The organism is Aurantimonas sp. A2-1-M11 (assembly GCF_036549475.1).
Lineage (GTDB): Bacteria > Pseudomonadota > Alphaproteobacteria > Rhizobiales > Rhizobiaceae > Aurantimonas.
In genome coordinates this window covers 69,431-87,091 of sequence record NZ_JAZHLI010000005.1, presented here as the reverse complement: position 1 = coordinate 87,091, position 17,661 = coordinate 69,431, and the positions used below count along the sequence as shown (strand labels likewise).

Annotated in this window: 16 protein-coding genes; 11 read left to right on the top strand and 5 right to left on the bottom strand. The window is 66.9% G+C overall.

Annotated elements, in window-relative coordinates; translation table 11 throughout:
* Positions 1 to 37 precede the first annotated feature (37 nt).
* From VQ042_RS03745 to VQ042_RS03710, 8 genes are all read left to right on the top strand, one after another.
* A complete protein-coding gene (locus VQ042_RS03745; protein WP_331815720.1) occupies positions 38 to 424 on the top strand; it encodes a hypothetical protein in 387 nt (128 codons plus the stop codon).
* A gap of 154 nt (positions 425 to 578) precedes the next feature.
* On the top strand, positions 579 to 2,132 hold the full coding sequence (locus VQ042_RS03740) for an ABC transporter substrate-binding protein (protein ID WP_331815718.1): 1,554 nt from the start codon (positions 579 to 581) through the stop codon (positions 2,130 to 2,132).
* 183 nt (positions 2,133 to 2,315) lie between these two features.
* Entirely contained in the window at positions 2,316 to 3,614 is a 1,299-nt protein-coding gene (locus VQ042_RS03735) for an imelysin family protein (RefSeq protein WP_331815716.1), read from the top strand.
* Between the two features lie 161 nt (positions 3,615 to 3,775).
* Positions 3,776 to 5,287 carry a di-heme oxidoreductase family protein gene (locus VQ042_RS03730; protein ID WP_331815855.1) on the top strand — a complete coding sequence of 504 codons (1,512 nt, stop codon included), beginning with the start codon at positions 3,776 to 3,778 and terminating at the stop codon, positions 5,285 to 5,287.
* Positions 5,284 to 6,408: an imelysin family protein gene (locus VQ042_RS03725; protein ID WP_331815714.1), complete on the top strand. Its 1,125-nt coding sequence runs from the start codon at positions 5,284 to 5,286 to the stop codon at positions 6,406 to 6,408. Before VQ042_RS03730 ends, VQ042_RS03725 begins: the two co-directional genes overlap by 4 nt.
* A 72-nt stretch (positions 6,409 to 6,480) precedes the next feature.
* A complete protein-coding gene (locus tag VQ042_RS03720; protein WP_331815712.1) occupies positions 6,481 to 7,614 on the top strand; it encodes a DUF1513 domain-containing protein in 1,134 nt (377 codons plus the stop codon).
* A 43-nt stretch (positions 7,615 to 7,657) separates the two neighbouring features.
* The gene (locus VQ042_RS03715) at positions 7,658 to 8,239 is read left to right on the top strand and encodes an NADPH-dependent FMN reductase (protein WP_331815710.1); all 582 of its coding nucleotides are present in this window, start codon (positions 7,658 to 7,660) and stop codon (positions 8,237 to 8,239) included.
* A gap of 75 nt (positions 8,240 to 8,314) precedes the next feature.
* Complete coding sequence (locus VQ042_RS03710; protein WP_331815708.1) at positions 8,315 to 8,929, top strand: glutathione S-transferase family protein; 615 nt, start codon at positions 8,315 to 8,317, stop codon at positions 8,927 to 8,929.
* A gap of 5 nt (positions 8,930 to 8,934) precedes the next feature.
* On the opposite strand, the gene VQ042_RS03705 is transcribed toward VQ042_RS03710, so the two are convergent.
* From VQ042_RS03705 to VQ042_RS03685, 5 genes are all read right to left on the bottom strand, one after another.
* Positions 8,935 to 9,555 (bottom strand): sarcosine oxidase subunit gamma, encoded by a 621-nt coding sequence (locus tag VQ042_RS03705; protein WP_442880018.1) that lies wholly within the window; start codon positions 9,553 to 9,555, stop codon positions 8,935 to 8,937.
* Positions 9,548 to 12,529 carry a sarcosine oxidase subunit alpha family protein gene (locus tag VQ042_RS03700; protein WP_331815706.1) on the bottom strand — a complete coding sequence of 994 codons (2,982 nt, stop codon included), beginning with the start codon at positions 12,527 to 12,529 and terminating at the stop codon, positions 9,548 to 9,550. Before VQ042_RS03700 ends, VQ042_RS03705 begins: the two co-directional genes overlap by 8 nt.
* Complete coding sequence (locus VQ042_RS03695; protein WP_331815702.1) at positions 12,526 to 12,906, bottom strand: sarcosine oxidase subunit delta; 381 nt, start codon at positions 12,904 to 12,906, stop codon at positions 12,526 to 12,528. Before VQ042_RS03695 ends, VQ042_RS03700 begins: the two co-directional genes overlap by 4 nt.
* Before the next feature lie 17 nt (positions 12,907 to 12,923).
* Positions 12,924 to 14,177, bottom strand: coding sequence for a sarcosine oxidase subunit beta family protein (locus tag VQ042_RS03690; protein WP_331815699.1), 1,254 nt, complete (start codon positions 14,175 to 14,177; stop codon positions 12,924 to 12,926).
* 210 nt (positions 14,178 to 14,387) lie between these two features.
* Complete coding sequence (locus VQ042_RS03685; protein ID WP_331815696.1) at positions 14,388 to 15,302, bottom strand: hypothetical protein; 915 nt, start codon at positions 15,300 to 15,302, stop codon at positions 14,388 to 14,390.
* A gap of 256 nt (positions 15,303 to 15,558) precedes the next feature.
* On the opposite strand from VQ042_RS03685, the gene VQ042_RS03680 reads away from it, so the two are divergent.
* From VQ042_RS03680 to VQ042_RS03670, 3 genes are all read left to right on the top strand, one after another.
* Positions 15,559 to 16,107 carry a DUF2380 domain-containing protein gene (locus tag VQ042_RS03680; protein WP_331815693.1) on the top strand — a complete coding sequence of 183 codons (549 nt, stop codon included), beginning with the start codon at positions 15,559 to 15,561 and terminating at the stop codon, positions 16,105 to 16,107.
* A gap of 151 nt (positions 16,108 to 16,258) precedes the next feature.
* Entirely contained in the window at positions 16,259 to 16,483 is a 225-nt protein-coding gene (gene rpsU / locus VQ042_RS03675) for a 30S ribosomal protein S21 (RefSeq protein WP_331815690.1), read from the top strand.
* A 192-nt stretch (positions 16,484 to 16,675) separates the two neighbouring features.
* Positions 16,676 to 17,569, top strand: coding sequence for a tetratricopeptide repeat protein (locus VQ042_RS03670; RefSeq protein ID WP_331815687.1), 894 nt, complete (start codon positions 16,676 to 16,678; stop codon positions 17,567 to 17,569).
* The last annotated feature ends 92 nt before the right edge of the window (positions 17,570 to 17,661 follow it).

The following is a 17,661-nucleotide window of genomic DNA, read 5'->3' as shown; positions in this document are numbered from 1 at the left end:
TCCGTGTCGCCGTGCGTTGTGTCGGCGGAGGTCTGCGATGCTCGGTGTTTCTGCGTTTCCGCCAGGATTTGGCAATGACGGCTATGTGATGTCCGCCGGTCCGGACGCCCCGTCGTCACACTCGCGGATGGATACAGCGGTACCGACATCGCCTGCACCAGCCGCGGTATCGCAATCGGACAGCGAGCCAACGGAGGCTCCGATGCCGATCCATTATGCACCGCAGAGTTGGGCCCGGACCGAGCCGCCAAAACAGCGGATCAGGCTGGGCCGTCGCGGCTTCTATCTCAGTCCGTCCCGGCGTGAGGATCTGCAGGGTGGCGCTGCCTTGGCCGACCAACGCGTCGGCAGCATCATGATTCCCACGGCTGTCGTCGGCACATTGCTCGCCGTGGCGAGCTATTTCTTCGATCTCTTTTACTGATCCCCGCAAGGTGGCGATACCGCCCACTTCACGTGGCCGGCAGCAGCGGTGTCTCGCGCCGAGACGCCAGCTTGTCTCATTTCGGCCTGCCGGTTGATGCACAAGGGTGAATCAGCGACATCGCGTTGCCCAGCCGATTCACCGGAGCAGTTTCATGAGATGGTTCGCCACCGTCCTCGCAGCCCTTCTGACTGCGCTTGCCGGCCCGACTGCAGCGCAGACTCCCGCGGATACGCTGATCGTCGGCCAAGTCGCAGAGCCGAAGTCGCTGGACCCGCAGGCCGTAACGGCGACAAACGACTTTCGCATTCTGACGAACGTCTTCGACGGGCTCGTGCGGTTCAAGAGCGGCACGCTCGAAGTCGAGCCAGCACTGGCAACCGACTGGACCATTTCCGACGACAAGATCGCCTACACCTTCAACCTGCGGCCAGGTGTGACCTTTCACGACGGTACGGCCTTCGATGCCCAGGCGGTGAAATTCACCTTCGACCGGATGCTGGACCCGGACCATCCCCAGCATGAAACCGGCCCCTTCCCACTGGCCTTCTTCTTCTCGGCCGTCGAGACGGTGGAGATCGTCGACCAGATGACGGTGACCTTCCGCCTGAAGGAGCCCTTCGCCCCCTTCCTGTCCAATCTGGCCTATCCGACCGGGCTGATCGTCTCGCCCGCAGCTGTGGCGGACGTAGCCAAGGCATTCGGCAGCGCACCGGTCGGGACGGGAGCGTTCCGCTTCTCGGAGTGGAAGGCCGAAACCGAGGTGGTCCTGGTCCGCAACGAGGATTATTGGGACGGCCCTGCCCCGATGGAAACGGTCGTCTTCCGACCGATCCCGGAAGCCAGCGCACGCACCTCTCAGATGCTGTCAGGCGGGATCGACATCATGGCCGAGGTACCGCCCGAAAGCCTGGCGACGTTTCGCAACGATCCGAATTTCGTCGTCCACGAGGAAACTGGCCCACATCTGTGGTTCCTGATCCTCAATACGAAGGAGGGTCCGTTTTCGGACAAGCGCGTCCGCCAGGCGGTCAATTACGCCATCGATAAGCAGGGCCTGATCGACGACGTCCTGCATGGCACCGCCGAGGTTGCGGCGGGCCCCATCCCGCCGGCCTTCGCCTGGGCCAATGATGGTTCGGTCGAGCCGTATCCCCATGATCCGGAGAAGGCCCGCGAGTTAATCCGCCAGGCGGGTGTCGAGGGTGCCAACCTCACCTTCTACGTCGCCGAGGGTGGCTCGGGCATGCTCGACCCGGTGGCCATGGCGACGGCGATCCAGGCGGACCTGAAGGAGGTGGGGCTCAATGCGCGGATCGAGACCTACGAGTGGAATACCTTCCTCTCCAACGTCAATCCCGGCCTGCAGGGCAAGGCGGACATGGCCGAGATGGCGTGGATGACCAATGACCCGGACACATTGCCGTTCCTTGCGCTGCGCAGCGACGCCATGCCCGAGACCGGCGGGTTCAACTCCGGCTATTATGCTAATACTGAGGTCGACCGGCTGCTCGACGAGGCACGCCAGACCACCGACCCCGCCGAGCGGGGTGTGCTTTACAATCGGCTGCAGGCGATCATTCACGAGGACGCCCCGTGGGCTTTCATCGCCAACTGGAAGCAGAACGCGGTATCGGCGACTGCCGTCGAGGACTTCGAACTGGAGCCAAGCTTCCTCCTCAACCTGCGCGACGTTTCGAAGGGCTAGCTGCTGCGGCTGCCAAAGCAAAGCCAAGCAGAGCGGTTGCTTTTGAACGACTTTAAACTTGACTTTAATAGTTGACTTTGACCTGCTCCAGGTTCTAGCCGGAAGCGACGGTCGGGGCTGACGGCTCGCCCGTGGCAATTCGGCAGGGTCGGACCGGCGTTCGACCAGAACTGGAGCACGAACATGATCACTCATCGCCCCATGGCCCGAACCGGCCTCGCCGCCCTTTCCGGTGCCTTCCTACTCGCCGCCGCCCCCGCGGCGTTCGCAGCCGACACGGCGCCCGACCAGGCCGCAGTCCTGGCGACCTATTCGGACATCGCTCTGGCCGGCTATCAGGACGCGCTTGCCGCGGCGAAGAGCCTGGACGAGGCGACCGATGCGTTGATCGCAGAGCCAAGTGACGCGACGCTGCAGGCTGCCCGCGATGCCTGGCGGGCCGCCCGGCCGAGTTACCAGGAAACCGAGGCGTTCCGTTTCGGCAACCCGATCGTCGACGACTGGGAAGGCCGCGTGAATGCCTGGCCGCTGGACGAAGGCCTGATCGACTACGTCGCCGACGTCTACGGCACGGAGTCCGACGTCAACAATCTCTATACCGCCAACATCATCGCCAATCCGTCGATCACCATCGGCGGCGAGACGATCGATGCCTCGACGATCACGCCCGCCCTCCTCCAGGACAAGCTGCAGGAAGCCGGCGGCATCGAGGCCAACGTCGCCACCGGCTACCACGCCGTGGAGTTTCTGCTCTGGGGCCAAGACCTGAACGGCACCGACGCCGGTTCCGGTAACCGGCCCTACACCGACTTCGCCAGGGGCGACGACTGCACCGGCGACCATTGCGACCGCCGCGGCCAGTATCTCGATGCGGCAACCGATCTCCTCGTCACCGATCTGGAGGAGATGGTCGGCAATTGGGAAGATGACGGCGCGGCCCGCAAGGCCCTGCTCGATTCTCCCGAGAGCGGCATATCGGCGATCCTCACCGGCATGGGCTCCCTGTCCTACGGCGAACTGGCCGGCGAGCGCATGAAGCTCGGCCTGCTGCTGCACGATCCGAAGGAAGAGCATGACTGCTTCTCCGACAACACCCACATGTCGCATCTCCACGACGCCGTCGGAATCCGCAACGTCTATACCGGCAGCTACGAGCGCACCGACGGAACGATCGTCCAAGGCCCCTCGGTGTCCGATCTCGTCGCAGCGAGCGCGCCGGACATCGACGAGGAACTGCGGGCCAGGCTCGATGAATCCGTGGTTGTCATGCAGGCGATCGCGAAGGCCGCCGAGGACGGCGAGGCCTACGACCAGCAGATCGGCGAAGGCAACGATACCGGCAATGCCCGCGTCCAGGCGGCGATCGACGCGCTGGTCGCCCAGACCCGGGCGATCGAGCGAGCTGTCGCCGAGCTCGACCTGGGCAACGTCAGCATCGAGGGCTCCGACAGCCTGGACAACGTCAACGCGGTCTTCCAGTAAGCACCGGCTGAAAGACCGGCGGATCGATGGTTCGCCGGTCTTGCCACACCAGCCCCACGGGACGCTTCGCCGCAGTGCAGGCATCGTGACGATCAACGATACAGGGCACGGCGACATCGCCGAGCAGACATCGGGAGAGGCGAGTGCACTTCGCCGCAAGCATGGCAATTCTTGCAGCCGCCGTCATCGTGCCGGCCGCTCTGCCCATCAGCGCCGCGATCGGTCTCGATCGCCCCGCCCGCGACGACCTGACGCCGAAGGATCTGGCGCGGGTACGCGCCGTGACCGCCCCGACCACTGATTTCTCGAAGCCGGAAGATTTCGAGGCCATGCCGGGGGGCGGCGCCACGTCGCTCAAGCTCGTCAATCGCGACTCCTTCAGTCACGTCTCGGCGAACCAGACCTTTGCCGGCGAGGATCGATTCAAGCTGGGCAACGCCCTGTTCCGCAAGCTGTGGGTCTCCTCCCCCTCCTCGACCGAGGCATCCGACGGGCTCGGTCCGCTGTTCAACGCCCGTTCCTGTCAGAGCTGCCACATCAAGGACGGCCGCGGCCGTCCGCCGCATCCGGGCGAAGACGCCGTCTCGATGTTCCTTCGCCTGTCGGTGCCACCATCTACCGGCGAGGAGCGTCGCAAGCTGGAGAGCCACGAACTCAGCCGCATTCCCGAGCCGACCTATGGCGGCCAGTTGCAGACCTTCGCCACGCCTGGCCTCGAGCCCGAGGGTCGCCTTGTCGTCGATTATGCCGAGCAGGCTGTGGCACTCGCCGACGGGACAACCGTCTCCCTGCGCCATCCGACCTATGCCGTCGCCGATCTCGCCTATGGTCCGATGGCCGAAAATGTCCTGATGTCGCCGCGGGTCGCGCCGCCCATGATCGGCCTCGGCCTTGTCGAGCAGATCGAGCCCGCGGACATTCTCGCCCTTGCCGATCCGAACGATACCGATGGCGACGGCATTTCGGGCCGTCACTCCATGGCCCGCGACGCGGAGACCGGCGACATGGTCTTGGCGCGGTTCGGCTGGAAGGCAACCATTCCGACCATCGAGATCCAGTCCGCCGAAGCCTTTGCCGGAGACATCGGCATCTCGACGCCGCTGGTCACCGACGCCTTCGGCGAATGTGCGATCGCCCAGACGATCTGCCGGGACGCGCCGTCCGGCGTGCAGCCCCGTCTCGGCGAGGTGGAGGCACCCGACCCCATTCTGGGGCTCGTCACCTTCTATTCGCAGAATCTCGCCGTCCCGGCCCGGCGCAACGTCGACGATCCGGCGGTGCTCAAGGGCAAGCGGTTGTTCTACGATGCCGGCTGCGCCGCCTGTCACACGCCCAAATTCGTCACCTCCCGCGATGCCGAGGACAAGGCCCTCAGGTTCCAGCTGATCTGGCCCTATTCGGACTTCCTGCTGCACGACATGGGCGATGGCCTGGCCGACAATCGGCCGGTGGGCGACACCGACGGAACTGAGTGGCGCACACCGCCCTTGTGGGGCATCGGGCTGACCGAGACGGTCAACGGCCACACGATGTTCCTGCACGACGGACGCGCCCGCAACCTGGCTGAAGCGATCCTGTGGCATGGCGGCGAGGGACAGGCCTCGCGCGATGCCTATGCCGCAATGGAGAAGGCCGACCGCGACGCACTGCACGCCTTCCTGGAGTCCCTATGACCGGCATCCTGTCCCGCGGTGCCTTGTTCGGCCTCACGATGTTCCTCGGGGCCGGCATGGCCGCGCAGGCCCAGGAAGACGGCCCCCCCGAGCGGACCAGAGCCACGACAGCCGACAACAAGCTCGCCGTCGTGGAAAACGCCATCGACGCCTTCATCCGTCCCGGTTATGGCGATTTCCACGAGAGCGCGGACGTGGCGGTAGAAGCGATGGAATCGCTCTGCACCCATCCCGGCGGAGCGGCGCTGGCGACAGCCCGCGATAGCTTCGCAGATTTGGCAGGCAGTTGGTCGCGGATCGAGTTCGTGCGTTTCGGCCCGGTCCTGGAGGACAACCGCCTCGAGAAGATCCTGTTCTTCCCGGACCGCCGCGGCATCGCGCTCCGCCAGATCCAGGGGATCCTCGGCAGCCGGGACGAAAGCGCGACGACCGCGCAGAGCCTCGCAGGCAAGTCCGTCGCGGTGCAGGGACTGGGCGCACTGGAGTTCGTGCTTTTCGGCACGGACGCCGACACGCTCGCTGTGGACGGCGACGCATTTCGCTGCAGCTATGGCAGGGCGATCGCCCGCAATCTCGCCGGCATCGCCGCCGACCTGGACGCAGGCTGGGCCGATGCGGACGGCATCGCCGCTCGCCTGACGCGGCCGAACGCCGCCGACCCGGCCTGGCGCAGCGCGACGGACTCCCTGCAGGAGATCGTCGGCATCTTCATCCATGGATTCGAGGTGATCCGCGATCTGCGGCTGCGCCCGGCCATGGGCGAGAGCGCCGAGGACGCCAGGCCCAACCTCTTGCTGTTCCCCCGGTCCGAGCTTGCCCTTGCATCGCTGCGCGCGAACTTTGCCGGCATGCGGGACCTCTTCGTCACGTCGGAGGTGGTCAGCCTTCTGCCGGCGCCGCAAACCTATCTGGGGGATTCGATCCGGTTCGAATTCGCCAATGCCGACCGCACGCTTGCGGCCCTCGCCCCGCCGCTGGCCGACGTCGCGGCGCAGCCCGAACAGCGCCAGGAGCTGACCTACCTGCTCATCGTCACCGACAGCCTGCAGTCCCAGTTCGCCGATCAGCTCTCGCCGTCGCTCGGCCTGTCCACCGGCTTCTCGGCTCTCGACGGCGACTGAGCGGCGAAGAAGTGCCTGGGTTGCATGCCGGCGCCCCGGGCGCAGCGCCCCGTCGCAGAAGGAAACTTGACGATGCCCTTCCGCCCGCCTCCCGCCAGCCGCGGCATTCTCCTCGACCGCCGCCGCTTCCTTGCCGGTGCCGGCGCCGCTTTCGTCGCCACCCTGAGCCCACGCTCGGCCGCGGCCTTCGGGCGGGCCGACGCCCTGTTCGGCGCCTCCTGTCGCCGGGCGGACGGCAGCTATGGCTGTGCGATCTTCTCCGAGCGCGGCGACATCGTCTCCACCGTCTCCCTGCCCGATCGTGGCCACGACGTCGCCTTTGATCCGGTCAGCCGCCGCGCCGTCGTCTTCGCCCGCCGCCCCCGCACCTTCGCCATCGTCTTCGATCCGGCGAGTGGCGAGACGCTCCAGACGCTGACCGCGATCGACGGCCGGCATTTCTTCGGCCATGGCTTCTTCTCGCCGGACGGCGCGCTGTTGTACGCCACGGAGAACGATTTCGATGCGGCCCGCGGCGTGATCGGCGTCTATGACGTCGCCGCCGGCTACCGGCGGATCGGCGAGTTCGACTCCCACGGCATGGACACCCACGAGGCGTTGCTGATGCCGGATGGCGAGACCATCGTCGTCGCCAATGGCGGGATCGAGACCCATCCCGACTATGGCCGGCAGATGCTGAACATTTCGACGATGGAGCCCTCCATTGCCTTCATCGATCGTCGGAGCGGCGATCTGGTCGACAAGCAGTTCCTGCCGAAATCCCTGCACAAGCTGTCGCTCCACCACATCGCCATCGATGCCGCTCGCCGGGTGTGGTTCGGCGGCCAGTATCAGGGCCCGTCGAGCGACGCGCCGCCGCTCGTCGGCTTTGCCGAGGCCGGCAAGCCGCTGGCCTTCACCGACATGCCCCCGACCGACCTCGCCGGCCTCGGCAACTACATCGGCTCGGTCGCCACCAGCCGCGATGGTGCGCGGGTGGCGGTCTCCTCGCCGGTCGGCAACACCATGCTGGTCCTGGAAGCGACAACCGGCAACATCCTCGGCCGCCACATCATCCAGGACGGCTGCGGCCTCGCGCCCGATGGCACCGGCTTCCTGGCGACGAGCGGCACCGGAGACGTCATCCGTCTCGAGGAAGACGATTCCCCGACCCGCGCCGATCTCGAATGGGACAACCACATTCTGGCGCTTGACGCAGCGGGCTGAAGCGTCGGACGATCACGCTCCACGTCATCGAAAGCCGCTGCCCATGTCCCTCCTCGTTCCCGTCATCCTCGGTTCCGTGCGCTCTGAGCGCCAGGGAATCAAGGCGGCAAACTTCATCATCGCCAAGCTGCGCGAGCGCGGCCACGAGCCGGTGCTGGTCGACCCGATGGAGCTCGATCTGCCGCTCCTCGACAAGATGTACAAGGAGTATCCCCGCGGCGAGGCGCCGGAGACGCTCGAACGGCTCGCCGATCTCTACCGCCGGGCCGACGGCTTCATGATCGTCAGCGCCGAGTACAATCATTCGCTTCCGGCGGCCCTGAAGAACACGCTCGACTATTTTCTCGAGGAATATGCCTACCGCCCCTCCAGCATCGTCTGCTACTCGGCCGGCCGCTTCGGCGGCGTGCGGGCCGCGGTCGCGCTGCGTCCGATGCTTGCGGAGATGGGCATGTCGAGCCTGCCCTCGATCCTCGCCATTCCGTCCATCGGCAAGGCGTTGCAGGATGACGGCACATCCACCGAGCCTTGGATCGACAAATCCGCTGTCAAATTTCTCGACGAGTTCGAATGGTATGCGTCGGCGTTGAAGGCCAAGCGCGAGGCGGATGGCGTGCCGGGATGATCCGCTGCCGTCGCAGTCGATGACATGAAGTGGCGTGACGGGCGTTCTTGCGATCGTCGGATGGGGGAGCAGGACATGCCGGGACGGATGACATTCTACTACAATCCGATGAGCCGCGCGGCGACGGCGCGCTGGATGCTCGAAGAGGTCGGCGCCGAATACGAGACGGTGCCGGTCGATTTCGAGGCGGGCGACAACCGCAAGCCGGACTTCCTTGCCATCAACCCGATGGGCAAGATTCCGACGCTGGTCCTCGATGACGGCACGGTGCTGACGGAGACCGCGGCGATCCTGGCCTGGCTCGCTGACGCCTATCCGTCGGCGGGACTGGCACCCGCCCCCGGTACGCCTTCGCGCGGAAGCTATTATCGCTGGCTGTTCTTCGGCGGCAGCTGTTTCGAGCCGGCGCTGACCGAGACGATGATGCGGAGGGACGCGGCGCCGCTGTCGAAGGGATCCGTCGGCTGGGGCAGCTACAACGACGTCGTCGACACGCTGGAGCTTGCAGTATCGCGCAATCCCTATCTGGTCGGAGGACAGTTCAGCGCCGCCGACGTCTATATCGGCTCGCAGCTCTCCTGGGCCGGCAGTTTCGGGGCGCCGCGCATCCAGGACAGCGCCGCGATCCAGGCCTATGTGGAGCGGGTCGTCGACCGCGACGCCTACAGGCGGGCGATGCGCCCCGCCTGAGCGCGTCAGATGGCCGGGGCCCGCGCCGCTTCCACGAGAAAGGACCAGGTGTAGTCGCCGAAGGACCGCCAGCACTCGATCTCGAAGCGCTGCTCGCCGGTGCGCCACAGGATGATCTCGGCCTTGGAGAGGATTGTCCGACTGCAGGCACCGACAGGGAATCTAACCGGCCGGATGTCCTGCGGACAGCCGGCCGCGATCACCGCTTCGGCCGCCGGACCTTCGACGACGATCCCGACATTGCGATGGGAGATGTCGACGACGGCGATACCGGAGACGCCGGCCAGCGCAGCGGACACCGGCCCTTCCCCTTCGGTCAGACTGTCCGCGGCCTCGCCCTCGTCCAGGATCAGCCACTCATCCGGTCCCAGCCACAGCGCCGACAAACCATCGCGGCGCGCGCTCGTCTTCGTCCGCACCGGGAGGTCGAGGCCAAGCACGGCGTTGACGGCATCCACCGCATCGCCCCGCGCCCGCAGGCTCAGCCGGCGGCGCGGATCCGCCGGGGTCAGCCTCACGCCGGGACCTGCGGCCTGACGACCGTCGAGTGGCGACAGCCTGCGCGGGCGGGCCACGTCCGACGTCATTGATCCACTCTGCGATACGCGCGTGCCGGTCTCAGCCATGCAGCCGCTCCCCATCCGGATCGAAGAATACCGGGTCCGTCACTTCCACCGCGATCGTCTCTTTCGGCATCGACACATACAGCGTCTGGCCGATGCGCTCGCGCCCGTCCCGGACCATTGCCAGAGCCATCGAACGGCCCAGCGTCTGGGAATGATAGGCCGAGGTGACATGTCCGAGCATCATCATCGGCGCGTGCTGGTTCGGATCGGCGACGAGCTGCGCGCCTTCCTCCAGCACCGTCAGCGGGTTCGCCGTCTTCAGCCCGACGAGCTGCTTGCGCCCCGGCGCCGAAAAATCCGGGCGCTCCAGCCCGCGCTTGCCGACGAAATCCGCCTTCTTGCGCGACACTGCCCAGGCCATGTCAGCATCGGCCGGGGTCACTGTGCCGTCGGTCTCCTGGCCGACGATGATGTAGCCCTTCTCGGCCCGCAGCACATGCATCGCCTCCGTGCCGTAGGGTTCGGCGCCGTAACCGCGTCCGCGCTCGCGCAGGGCGTCCCAGACACTGCGCCCATAGTCCGACGGCACGTTGATCTCGAACCCGGTCTCGCCGGTAAAGGACACCCGGAAGAGCCGGCATGGCACCCCCATGAAGCAGCATTCGGCGACCGCCATGTGCGGGAAGGCCGCGTTGGCGATATCGAGCCCCTCGACGAAGGGCGCGATGATCTCCCGCGCCTGCGGCCCCTGAACGGCGATCACGGCCCATTGTTCGCTGACCGATGTCGCCCACACCGCCAAATGGGGAAATTCCGTCTGGCGGTAATCCTCCATGAGGTTCAGCACGCGCGGCGCGCCGCCCGTCGTGGTGGTGACGTGGAAACGGTCCTCGGCAAGCCGGGCGACGATCCCGTCGTCGATGATGAAGCCGGCCTCGTTCAGCATCAGCGCGTAGCGGCACCTGCCGACGGCAAGACGCGACAGCGCCGTCGCATACATCAGGTCGAGAAAGGCCCCTGCGTCGGGGCCGACGAGTTCGATCTTGCCCAGCGTCGAGGCGTCGAACAGCCCGGCCGCCTCGCGCACCGCGCGGCATTCCCGGTCGACCGCCCCGTGCTTGTCCGCCCCGCGCGGGAAATACCAGGCGCGTTTCCACATGCCGACATCCTCGAACACCGCGCCGTCGGCGGCCGCGCTGTCGTGGATCGGGGTTTGCCGCGTCGGATCGAACAGCGCGCCCTGCGCAAAGCCCGCAATGGTGCCGAAGGACACCGGCGTGAAGGGGGCGCGGAAGGTGGTCAGCCCCACCTCGGGCATCGGGCGGCTCAGGGCCTCGGCCGCGACGCCGAGGCCGTGGATGTTCGAGGTCTTGCCCTGGTCGGTCGCCATGCCGTTGGTGGTGAAGCGCTTGATGTGCTCGACCGACCGGAAACCTTCGGCGACGGCAAGGCGGATGTCGCGCGCCGTCACGTCGTTCTGGAAATCGACGAAGGCCTTGACCGCTTTGCCGGGGCCGGCGGCGGGTGTGGCACCTGCCATGCCGCCACCGAACCCGGCCGCGCCGGCAATCTCGACCGTCTCGGCCGTGCCGGCCGCGCCGCCGGCCGCCACACGGCCGGCGGCGCGCGCCTGCGCGATCGTCCCGGCCAGGTCGAAATTCCCCGCGGCGGCGCCGACGCTGACGCAGGCCTGCACCGCCTGAGAGGGTACATAGGCCTGCAGCTCGGCATCGAAGGCGAGCGTGCCGCGCGACTGCGAGAACAGATGCACCGAGGGCGTGAACCCGCCGGACATCAGCAGCGTGTCACAGTCGAAGCTGCGATTGTCCTGGCCCGACCGCAGTTCCTCGATGGTGACCCCGCGGATCCGTCGCCGGCCGCGTACGCGCCTCACGCCATAGCCGCACAGCACCTCGATCCCCGCCGCCCGCGCATCGGCGGCGAGCCCCGGCCCAGGCTCGGTGCGCAGATCGACGATGGCCGGCACGTCCACCCCGGCGCGCTTCAGGTCGATTGCCGCAGCATAGGCCGCATCATGGGCGGTGAAGACGCAGACGCGCTCGCCGGGCGCAACGCCGTAATGATTGAGATACAGCCGGGCCGCACCCGCCAGCATGATGCCCGGCCGGTCGTTGTCCGGGAATACCAGCGGCCGTTCGATCGACCCGGTCGCCAGCACGACCTCCTTGGCCCGCACCTGCCACAGCCGTTCGCGCGGCAGGGCCGGATCGGGATGCGCCAGATGCTCTGTCACCTGCTCGGCCAGCGCGACCATGTTGTGATTGTAGTAGCCGAAGGCAGTGGTGCGGGGCATCACCCGCACGTTGGGCAAGGCATCCAGCCGGGCCACGGCATCGGCAACCCAATCCATCGCGGGAACGCCGTTGATCAGCGTGCCGCTTTCGGCCCGCAGCCAGCCGCCGAAGCCCGCATTCTCGTCGCAGATCAGGACGCTCGCGCCATTCGCCGCCGCTTCCAGGGCGGCAGCCAGACCGGCCGCGCCGCCGCCGGCGACGAGGACGTCGACATGCTCGAAACGGTTGGCATAGCGGTCCGTGTCAGCCTTGCCCGGCGCCCGGCCAAGACCGGCCGCCGCGCGGATGTAGGGCTCGTAGACCCGGTGCCAGAAGCTCTTGGGCCACATGAAGGTTTTGTAGTAGAAGCCCGCCGTCAAGAAGCGCGAGAACAGCCCGTTGACGCTGCCGACATCGAAGGCGAGCGACGGCCAGCGGTTCTGGCTGACGGCCTCCATCCCGTCATGCAGCGGCTGCATGGTGGCGCGGATATTCGGCGTTCGCCGCGATGCGTCGCGGCGGATCTCGACCAGCGCGTTGGGCTCCTCCGGCCCCGAGCCGAGGATGCCGCGCGGCCGGTGATATTTGAACGAGCGGCCGGTGAGGTGCACGCCGCTGGCCAGCAGCGCCGAGGCCAGCGTGTCGCCCTCCAGCCCGCCATAGCGCTTGCCGTCGAAGGTGAAGCTGATGCGCCGGGCATTGCCGAGACGGCCGGCCTGGGGCAGGCGCCGCGACCTCATCGGCCACCCTCCCCGGCATCGGCGCGAAGTGCGTTCGCTCCGGCACGAACCGGCGTGGCGCCCGCGCCGAGTGGATCGGCGGCGGGGCTGCCGTCACCCTCCGGCAGATTCGGCTTCGGCTCGCCGGCCTTGTAGACGGCGAGAAAGCGGTCCGAGACCGAGTGCCGCGCGGCATTGAAGAAGCGGCCGCAGCCATGCACATGACGCCATCGCTCGAACACCACACCGCGATGGTTGGTGCGAAGATAGAGCGATTCGGCCACGGCCCTGCCGGCGTCGATATCCGGGGATGGTCGCGCGACATGGGCTTCGCCGGCATGGCGGAATTCCGGCTCCGGCCGGTCGTCCTCGCAATAGGGACAATGGATCAGCAGCATCGTCCGCCCTCTGCGCGCTAGTGGGCGACGGCCGCAGCCGCCGCCTCGTCGATGAAGCGCCCGGTCTCGAAACGGTCGAGGCTGAAGGCGGCGTTGATCGGATGCGGCTCGTCGCGGGCGATCGTGTGGGCAAAGACATGGCCGGAGCCGGGCGTCGCCTTGAAGCCGCCGGTGCCCCAGCCGCAATTGACGTAGAGCCCCCGAACCGGCGTCTTCGACAGGATCGGCGAGCGGTCCGGCGTCACGTCGACGATGCCGCCCCAGGTCCGCAGCATCCGCATGCGCCGGAAGATCGGGAACATCTCCGAAATCGCGTCGAGCGTATGGTTGAAGATCGAGAGGCTGCCGGTCTGCGAATAGGACGGGTACTGGTCGGTGCCTGCCCCGATCACCAATTCGCCCTTGTCCGATTGCGAGACATAGGCGTGGACGGTGTTCGACATCACCACGCAGGGAAAGCACGGCTTGACCGGCTCGGAGACCACCGCCTGCAGCGGATAGCTCTCGATCGGCATCCGCACCCCCGCCATGTCCATGACGACCGAGGTGTTGCCGGCTGCCACGACGCCGATCTTGCGGGCCCCGATGAAGCCGCGCGAGGTCTCGACGCCCGCGACCCGGCCATCGGCACTGCGCCGGATGCCGGTGACGGTGGTATTCTGCAGGATATGGACACCGCGGGCCGACGCGGCCCGAGCGTAGCCCCAGGCGACGGCATCGTGCCGGGCGGTGCCGCCGCGACGCTGCAACGCGCCGCCGATCACCGGATAGCGCGTGTCGGTCGAGATGTTGAGCGGAGGGCAATACGCCTTGCACTCGTCCGGCGTCAGCCACTCGTTATCGACGCCGTTCAACCGGTTGGCATGGATATGCCGCTGGGCACCCTGCCGGTCGTGCTCGTTGTGCGACAGCATCAGGACGCCACGCGGCGAGAACATGACGTTGTAGTTGAGGTCCTGCGACAACCCCTCCCACAGGGTCACCGCATGATCGTAGAGCGCCGCGGATTCGTCGTAGAGATAGTTCGAGCGGATGATCGTGGTGTTGCGTCCGGTATTGCCGCCGCCGAGCCAGCCCTTCTCGATCACCGCGACGTCGGTGATGCCGTGCTCCTTGGCCAGGTAGTAGGCGGTGGCCAGACCATGGCCACCTGCGCCGACGATGACGACGTCGTACTGGCGCCGCGGCTCGGGCGAGGCCCATTGCTCGGTCCAGCCCGAATGGCCGCGCATCGCCTCGCGCGCCAGCGCGAAGGCCGAAAATCGTCGCATGTGTCGCCCCGCATCCCAATGGCACCGCGGTCGGTCGAGGACCGATCGCCCGTCAGGTGTAACGCCGCCCTGCCCGCATGGGCAATGGCGGCATGACCATGTCTAGCCTGGACAGGCCGGCATCATGCTCCGATTGCGACAGCCGGCGGCGCAGCCGCGAAACACAGGCGGTAAAGGCGGCGAAGCGCCGCATCCGCGGCCCGCCGATGCTCAGATCACGGATCGGCGGGACCGACCGGCAAACCCGCCGGCGGCGCCGACGAGGAGCCCGAGCAACAGCGCGACGAAGGCACCGAAGGAGGCAGTCGACACCACCTGCGCCGCATCTGCCGCAGCCCTGCGGGCCTCGCGCTGCGCCTCGTCGAAACGCTGCTGGAAGGCCTGCAGGCGCTGGCGGGCTTCCCCAGTCGAAATGCCTGCGCCATCGGCGATGGCCTGCACCGCCGCCGAACGCTCGTCTGAGGTCGCGTCCTCGGCAAGGCCGGCCGCAATCGTCGTCACGGTTTCCGCAAGGTTCACCGACCCGGCCGGTGCGGGCTGCTCTGCCGTGGCGGGTGCTTGCGAATCCGTGTCCTCGGATTCCTCTGGCGTGGCCGTTCCGGCGCCCGCCGCTGGCCCGGACTGGTCCAGAAGCTGCTCGACCTCGCGGCGGATCGGCGCGGGCAGTCCGGACATGCTCTGGGGCGCGGCCGTGGCAGCCGCCTGCGTCAGCCCCTGTATGGAACTGCCGATCGCACCGAAGGCGCCGCCGACCACGGCCGAGGCACCGCTGGTGAGAAGATAAACGACCACCAGCGTCGAAGTCGCCCAGGTGACCACCCCATGCAGCACCGCGTCGGTGCGCGAGGTACTGCCGGACAACCGACCCGCCGCATAGGCGCCGACGAAGAGGCCGATCAGCACCACGGCCACGGTCCAGAGGCCGCTGGCCGACAAGAGCGCACCCGCGTCAGCCTGCGCGCCGCCATCGACGCTCGACAGGCCGATGCCGAGCCCCAGCAGTCCGAGCATGAACTGCAGCGCCATCGCGAGCAGCGAGCCGGCGACGATCGCCCCCCAGGAGATACGCTGCCGATCATGGGAAACCGGCCCCGCCGTCATGCGTTCGCGTCGAATGTCACTCATGCTACAATATTTCCCGTTCAGATGGCCGTAAGGTCAGCTCCGCGACCCTAGGCAATTTTGCAATGCGCTTGAAGCAGCAAGCCCTGCGCGGGCGCATATACTGTCGGCACCGGCGATATCCATCGAAATCTGGATGCGATGCAGAGTTCAGTCGCATTCGAGGCGGGCCCTGGGCAGGATGCCAATGCGGAAGCTGCCGCGATGCCGAGCCTGTCGGTGTCGCAACGGCGAGACAGCGAGACGGGAGGAACGAACATTGACGACACTTGGCAGCGGCGTGGCCGCGGCGATCGCCGCAATTTGCATGGCCACGGCGGGCGCAATCGCCGCCCATGGGCAGGATGCGGCGCCCCGCATCGCCATTGCCGATATCTATTACCTCGATACGTCCGGGGAGCCCGGCGACCGGGACGCCGAGCACGCCGCCCGCATCACGCTGTTCGAGACCGAGCTGGGAAAGGGCCTTGCCGAGCGCACCGATTACCAGGTCGAGACGTTCAGCTGCGGCATGCCGGAATGCAGCGTCGGCACCCTCAGCGTCGAGAAGGCTGTCGAAGCGGCCGCCGCGCGCGATGTCGACTATCTGCTCCTGGGTGCCGTGCAAAAGGTCTCGACGCTGGTCGGGATGGGCCGGGTCGACATCATCGACGTCAAGGCGCGCAAGGACGTCTTCAGCCGCGTCCTGTCCTTTCGCGGCGACACCGACGAGGCGTTCGTCAGGGTCGCCGACTTCGTGGTGACCAATGTCGCAGAGGCCGATTTCGACGCCGCCCATCCCGGTCCCAGGGCGACAGCCGGGCGATAACGGACGTTCCCGCGGCCTGTGTGGCGGAACAACCTCGACAATTGCACCGGCATCTGCTATCGGCCAGCGCGTTTCGAAGCAACACGCTTCGCGGCGCAGCTTTTTTCATCCCTATACCGCCCGTCCAACGCCTTAGAAACGGAACACCCCTGTGCAGGTAGTCGTACGCGACAACAACGTCGACCAGGCGCTTCGCGCGCTCAAGAAGAAGATGCAACGCGAGGGCATCTTCCGCGAAATGCGGACCCGCGGCTTTTTCGAGAAGCCCTCGGAGAAGCGCGCCCGCGAGAAGGCCGAGGCTGTGCGCCGCGGTCGGAAGCTCGCCCGCAAGCAGGCGCAGCGCGAAGGTCTGGTTAGCGGCGGCCGCGTTCACTAAGCGGCCATTCTTTCGACCGTTTTGACGATATAGGTGCGGCGTCCGGTGCCCGGTCGCCGCCCTTTGTCGTTTGCGGTGCAACCCCATGCATGGCATAGGTCTGGTCGGTTTGCCATCGCGCTCGCGTGTGTGGTCTCGCGCGTCTTCGGCCAACCGAACGCCCGAACCGTCTTCTGGAGGAACAGTCCGTCGATGCCGCAGCTCACCCATATGATCGCCTCCCGTCCGGCCGGCTCACGCAAGCCGGCGAGCCGTCTGGCCACGGTCCTGCGCAGCACGGCAGCTTTCGGCTTCATCGCGATCCTGTCAGCCTGCCAGACCGCCGACGGGCCTGCTGTCACGGCGATCGCGCTGGACCAGAACCAGGGCCTTGAGCAGAACATCGCCTCGCTCAGCCAGACGGTGAATGCCAATCCGCGTGATCCGGAAGCCTACAATGTCCGCGGCACCGCCTATGGCAGCGCTGGCAATTACGAGGCGGCGATCGCCGATTTCACGACGGCGCTCCAGCTGGACCCGAATTTCTACCAGGCCTATGCCAACCGGGCGCTGGTCTATCGCCAGACCAACGAACCCCTGAAGGCCGTCGAGGATTACAATGCGGCGCTGCGGATCAACCCGAACTACGATTCCGCCTATATCGGTCGCGGCAACGTCTACCGCGTCGCAGGCCGCAACCGCGAGGCGCTGAGCGACTTCCAGCGCGCCATCGACCTCAACACCACCGACCCGCGCGCCTACCACAATCGTGGTCTGCTCTATCAGAAGGACGGCCAGCACAAGCAGGCGATCGAGGATTTCTCGACGGCGATCTCGCTACAGGCAAATGCGTCGGAGCCCTATTCCGGGCGCGGCGTCTCCTATCTCGCCCTCGGCGACGAGGAGAACGCCTTCACCGACTTCAACACGGCCCTGAAGCTTGACGACACCAAGGCCGAATACTGGACCAACCAGGCGCTGGTCTTCGAGCGTCGGGGCGAAGCCAAGCGCGCCTTCCAGTCCTATGCGCGCGCTGCACAGATCGACCCGAAATACGTGCCCGCCAGGGACGGCATGGCCCGCACCCGAGGCAGCAACGCGGCCTGACGTGATTGCCCGGCCGCTCTGGTGGCCGGGCCTGTCGCCCGAGGGCATAGTGCCCCAGGTCCGCAATGGGCGCACCGATCACGACCATGTCA

Excerpts from the sequence above, each read along its gene's own strand:
- VQ042_RS03685 (WP_331815696.1), bottom strand. The coding sequence starts at position 15,302 with ATGAGTGACATTCGACGCGAACGCATGACGGCGGGGCCGGTTTCCCAT.
- VQ042_RS03695 (WP_331815702.1), bottom strand. The coding sequence starts at position 12,906 with ATGCTGCTGATCCATTGTCCCTATTGCGAGGACGACCGGCCGGAGCCG.
- VQ042_RS03670 (WP_331815687.1), top strand. The coding sequence starts at position 16,676 with ATGCCGCAGCTCACCCATATGATCGCCTCCCGTCCGGCCGGCTCACGC.
- VQ042_RS03740 (WP_331815718.1), top strand. The coding sequence starts at position 579 with ATGAGATGGTTCGCCACCGTCCTCGCAGCCCTTCTGACTGCGCTTGCC.
- VQ042_RS03715 (WP_331815710.1), top strand. The coding sequence starts at position 7,658 with ATGTCCCTCCTCGTTCCCGTCATCCTCGGTTCCGTGCGCTCTGAGCGC.
- VQ042_RS03710 (WP_331815708.1), top strand. The coding sequence starts at position 8,315 with ATGCCGGGACGGATGACATTCTACTACAATCCGATGAGCCGCGCGGCG.
- VQ042_RS03705 (WP_442880018.1), bottom strand. The coding sequence starts at position 9,555 with ATGGCTGAGACCGGCACGCGCGTATCGCAGAGTGGATCAATGACGTCG.
- VQ042_RS03720 (WP_331815712.1), top strand. The coding sequence starts at position 6,481 with ATGCCCTTCCGCCCGCCTCCCGCCAGCCGCGGCATTCTCCTCGACCGC.
- VQ042_RS03735 (WP_331815716.1), top strand. The coding sequence starts at position 2,316 with ATGATCACTCATCGCCCCATGGCCCGAACCGGCCTCGCCGCCCTTTCC.
- VQ042_RS03700 (WP_331815706.1), bottom strand. The coding sequence starts at position 12,529 with ATGAGGTCGCGGCGCCTGCCCCAGGCCGGCCGTCTCGGCAATGCCCGG.
- VQ042_RS03745 (WP_331815720.1), top strand. The coding sequence starts at position 38 with ATGCTCGGTGTTTCTGCGTTTCCGCCAGGATTTGGCAATGACGGCTAT.
- VQ042_RS03690 (WP_331815699.1), bottom strand. The coding sequence starts at position 14,177 with ATGCGACGATTTTCGGCCTTCGCGCTGGCGCGCGAGGCGATGCGCGGC.
- VQ042_RS03730 (WP_331815855.1), top strand. The coding sequence starts at position 3,776 with ATGGCAATTCTTGCAGCCGCCGTCATCGTGCCGGCCGCTCTGCCCATC.
- VQ042_RS03725 (WP_331815714.1), top strand. The coding sequence starts at position 5,284 with ATGACCGGCATCCTGTCCCGCGGTGCCTTGTTCGGCCTCACGATGTTC.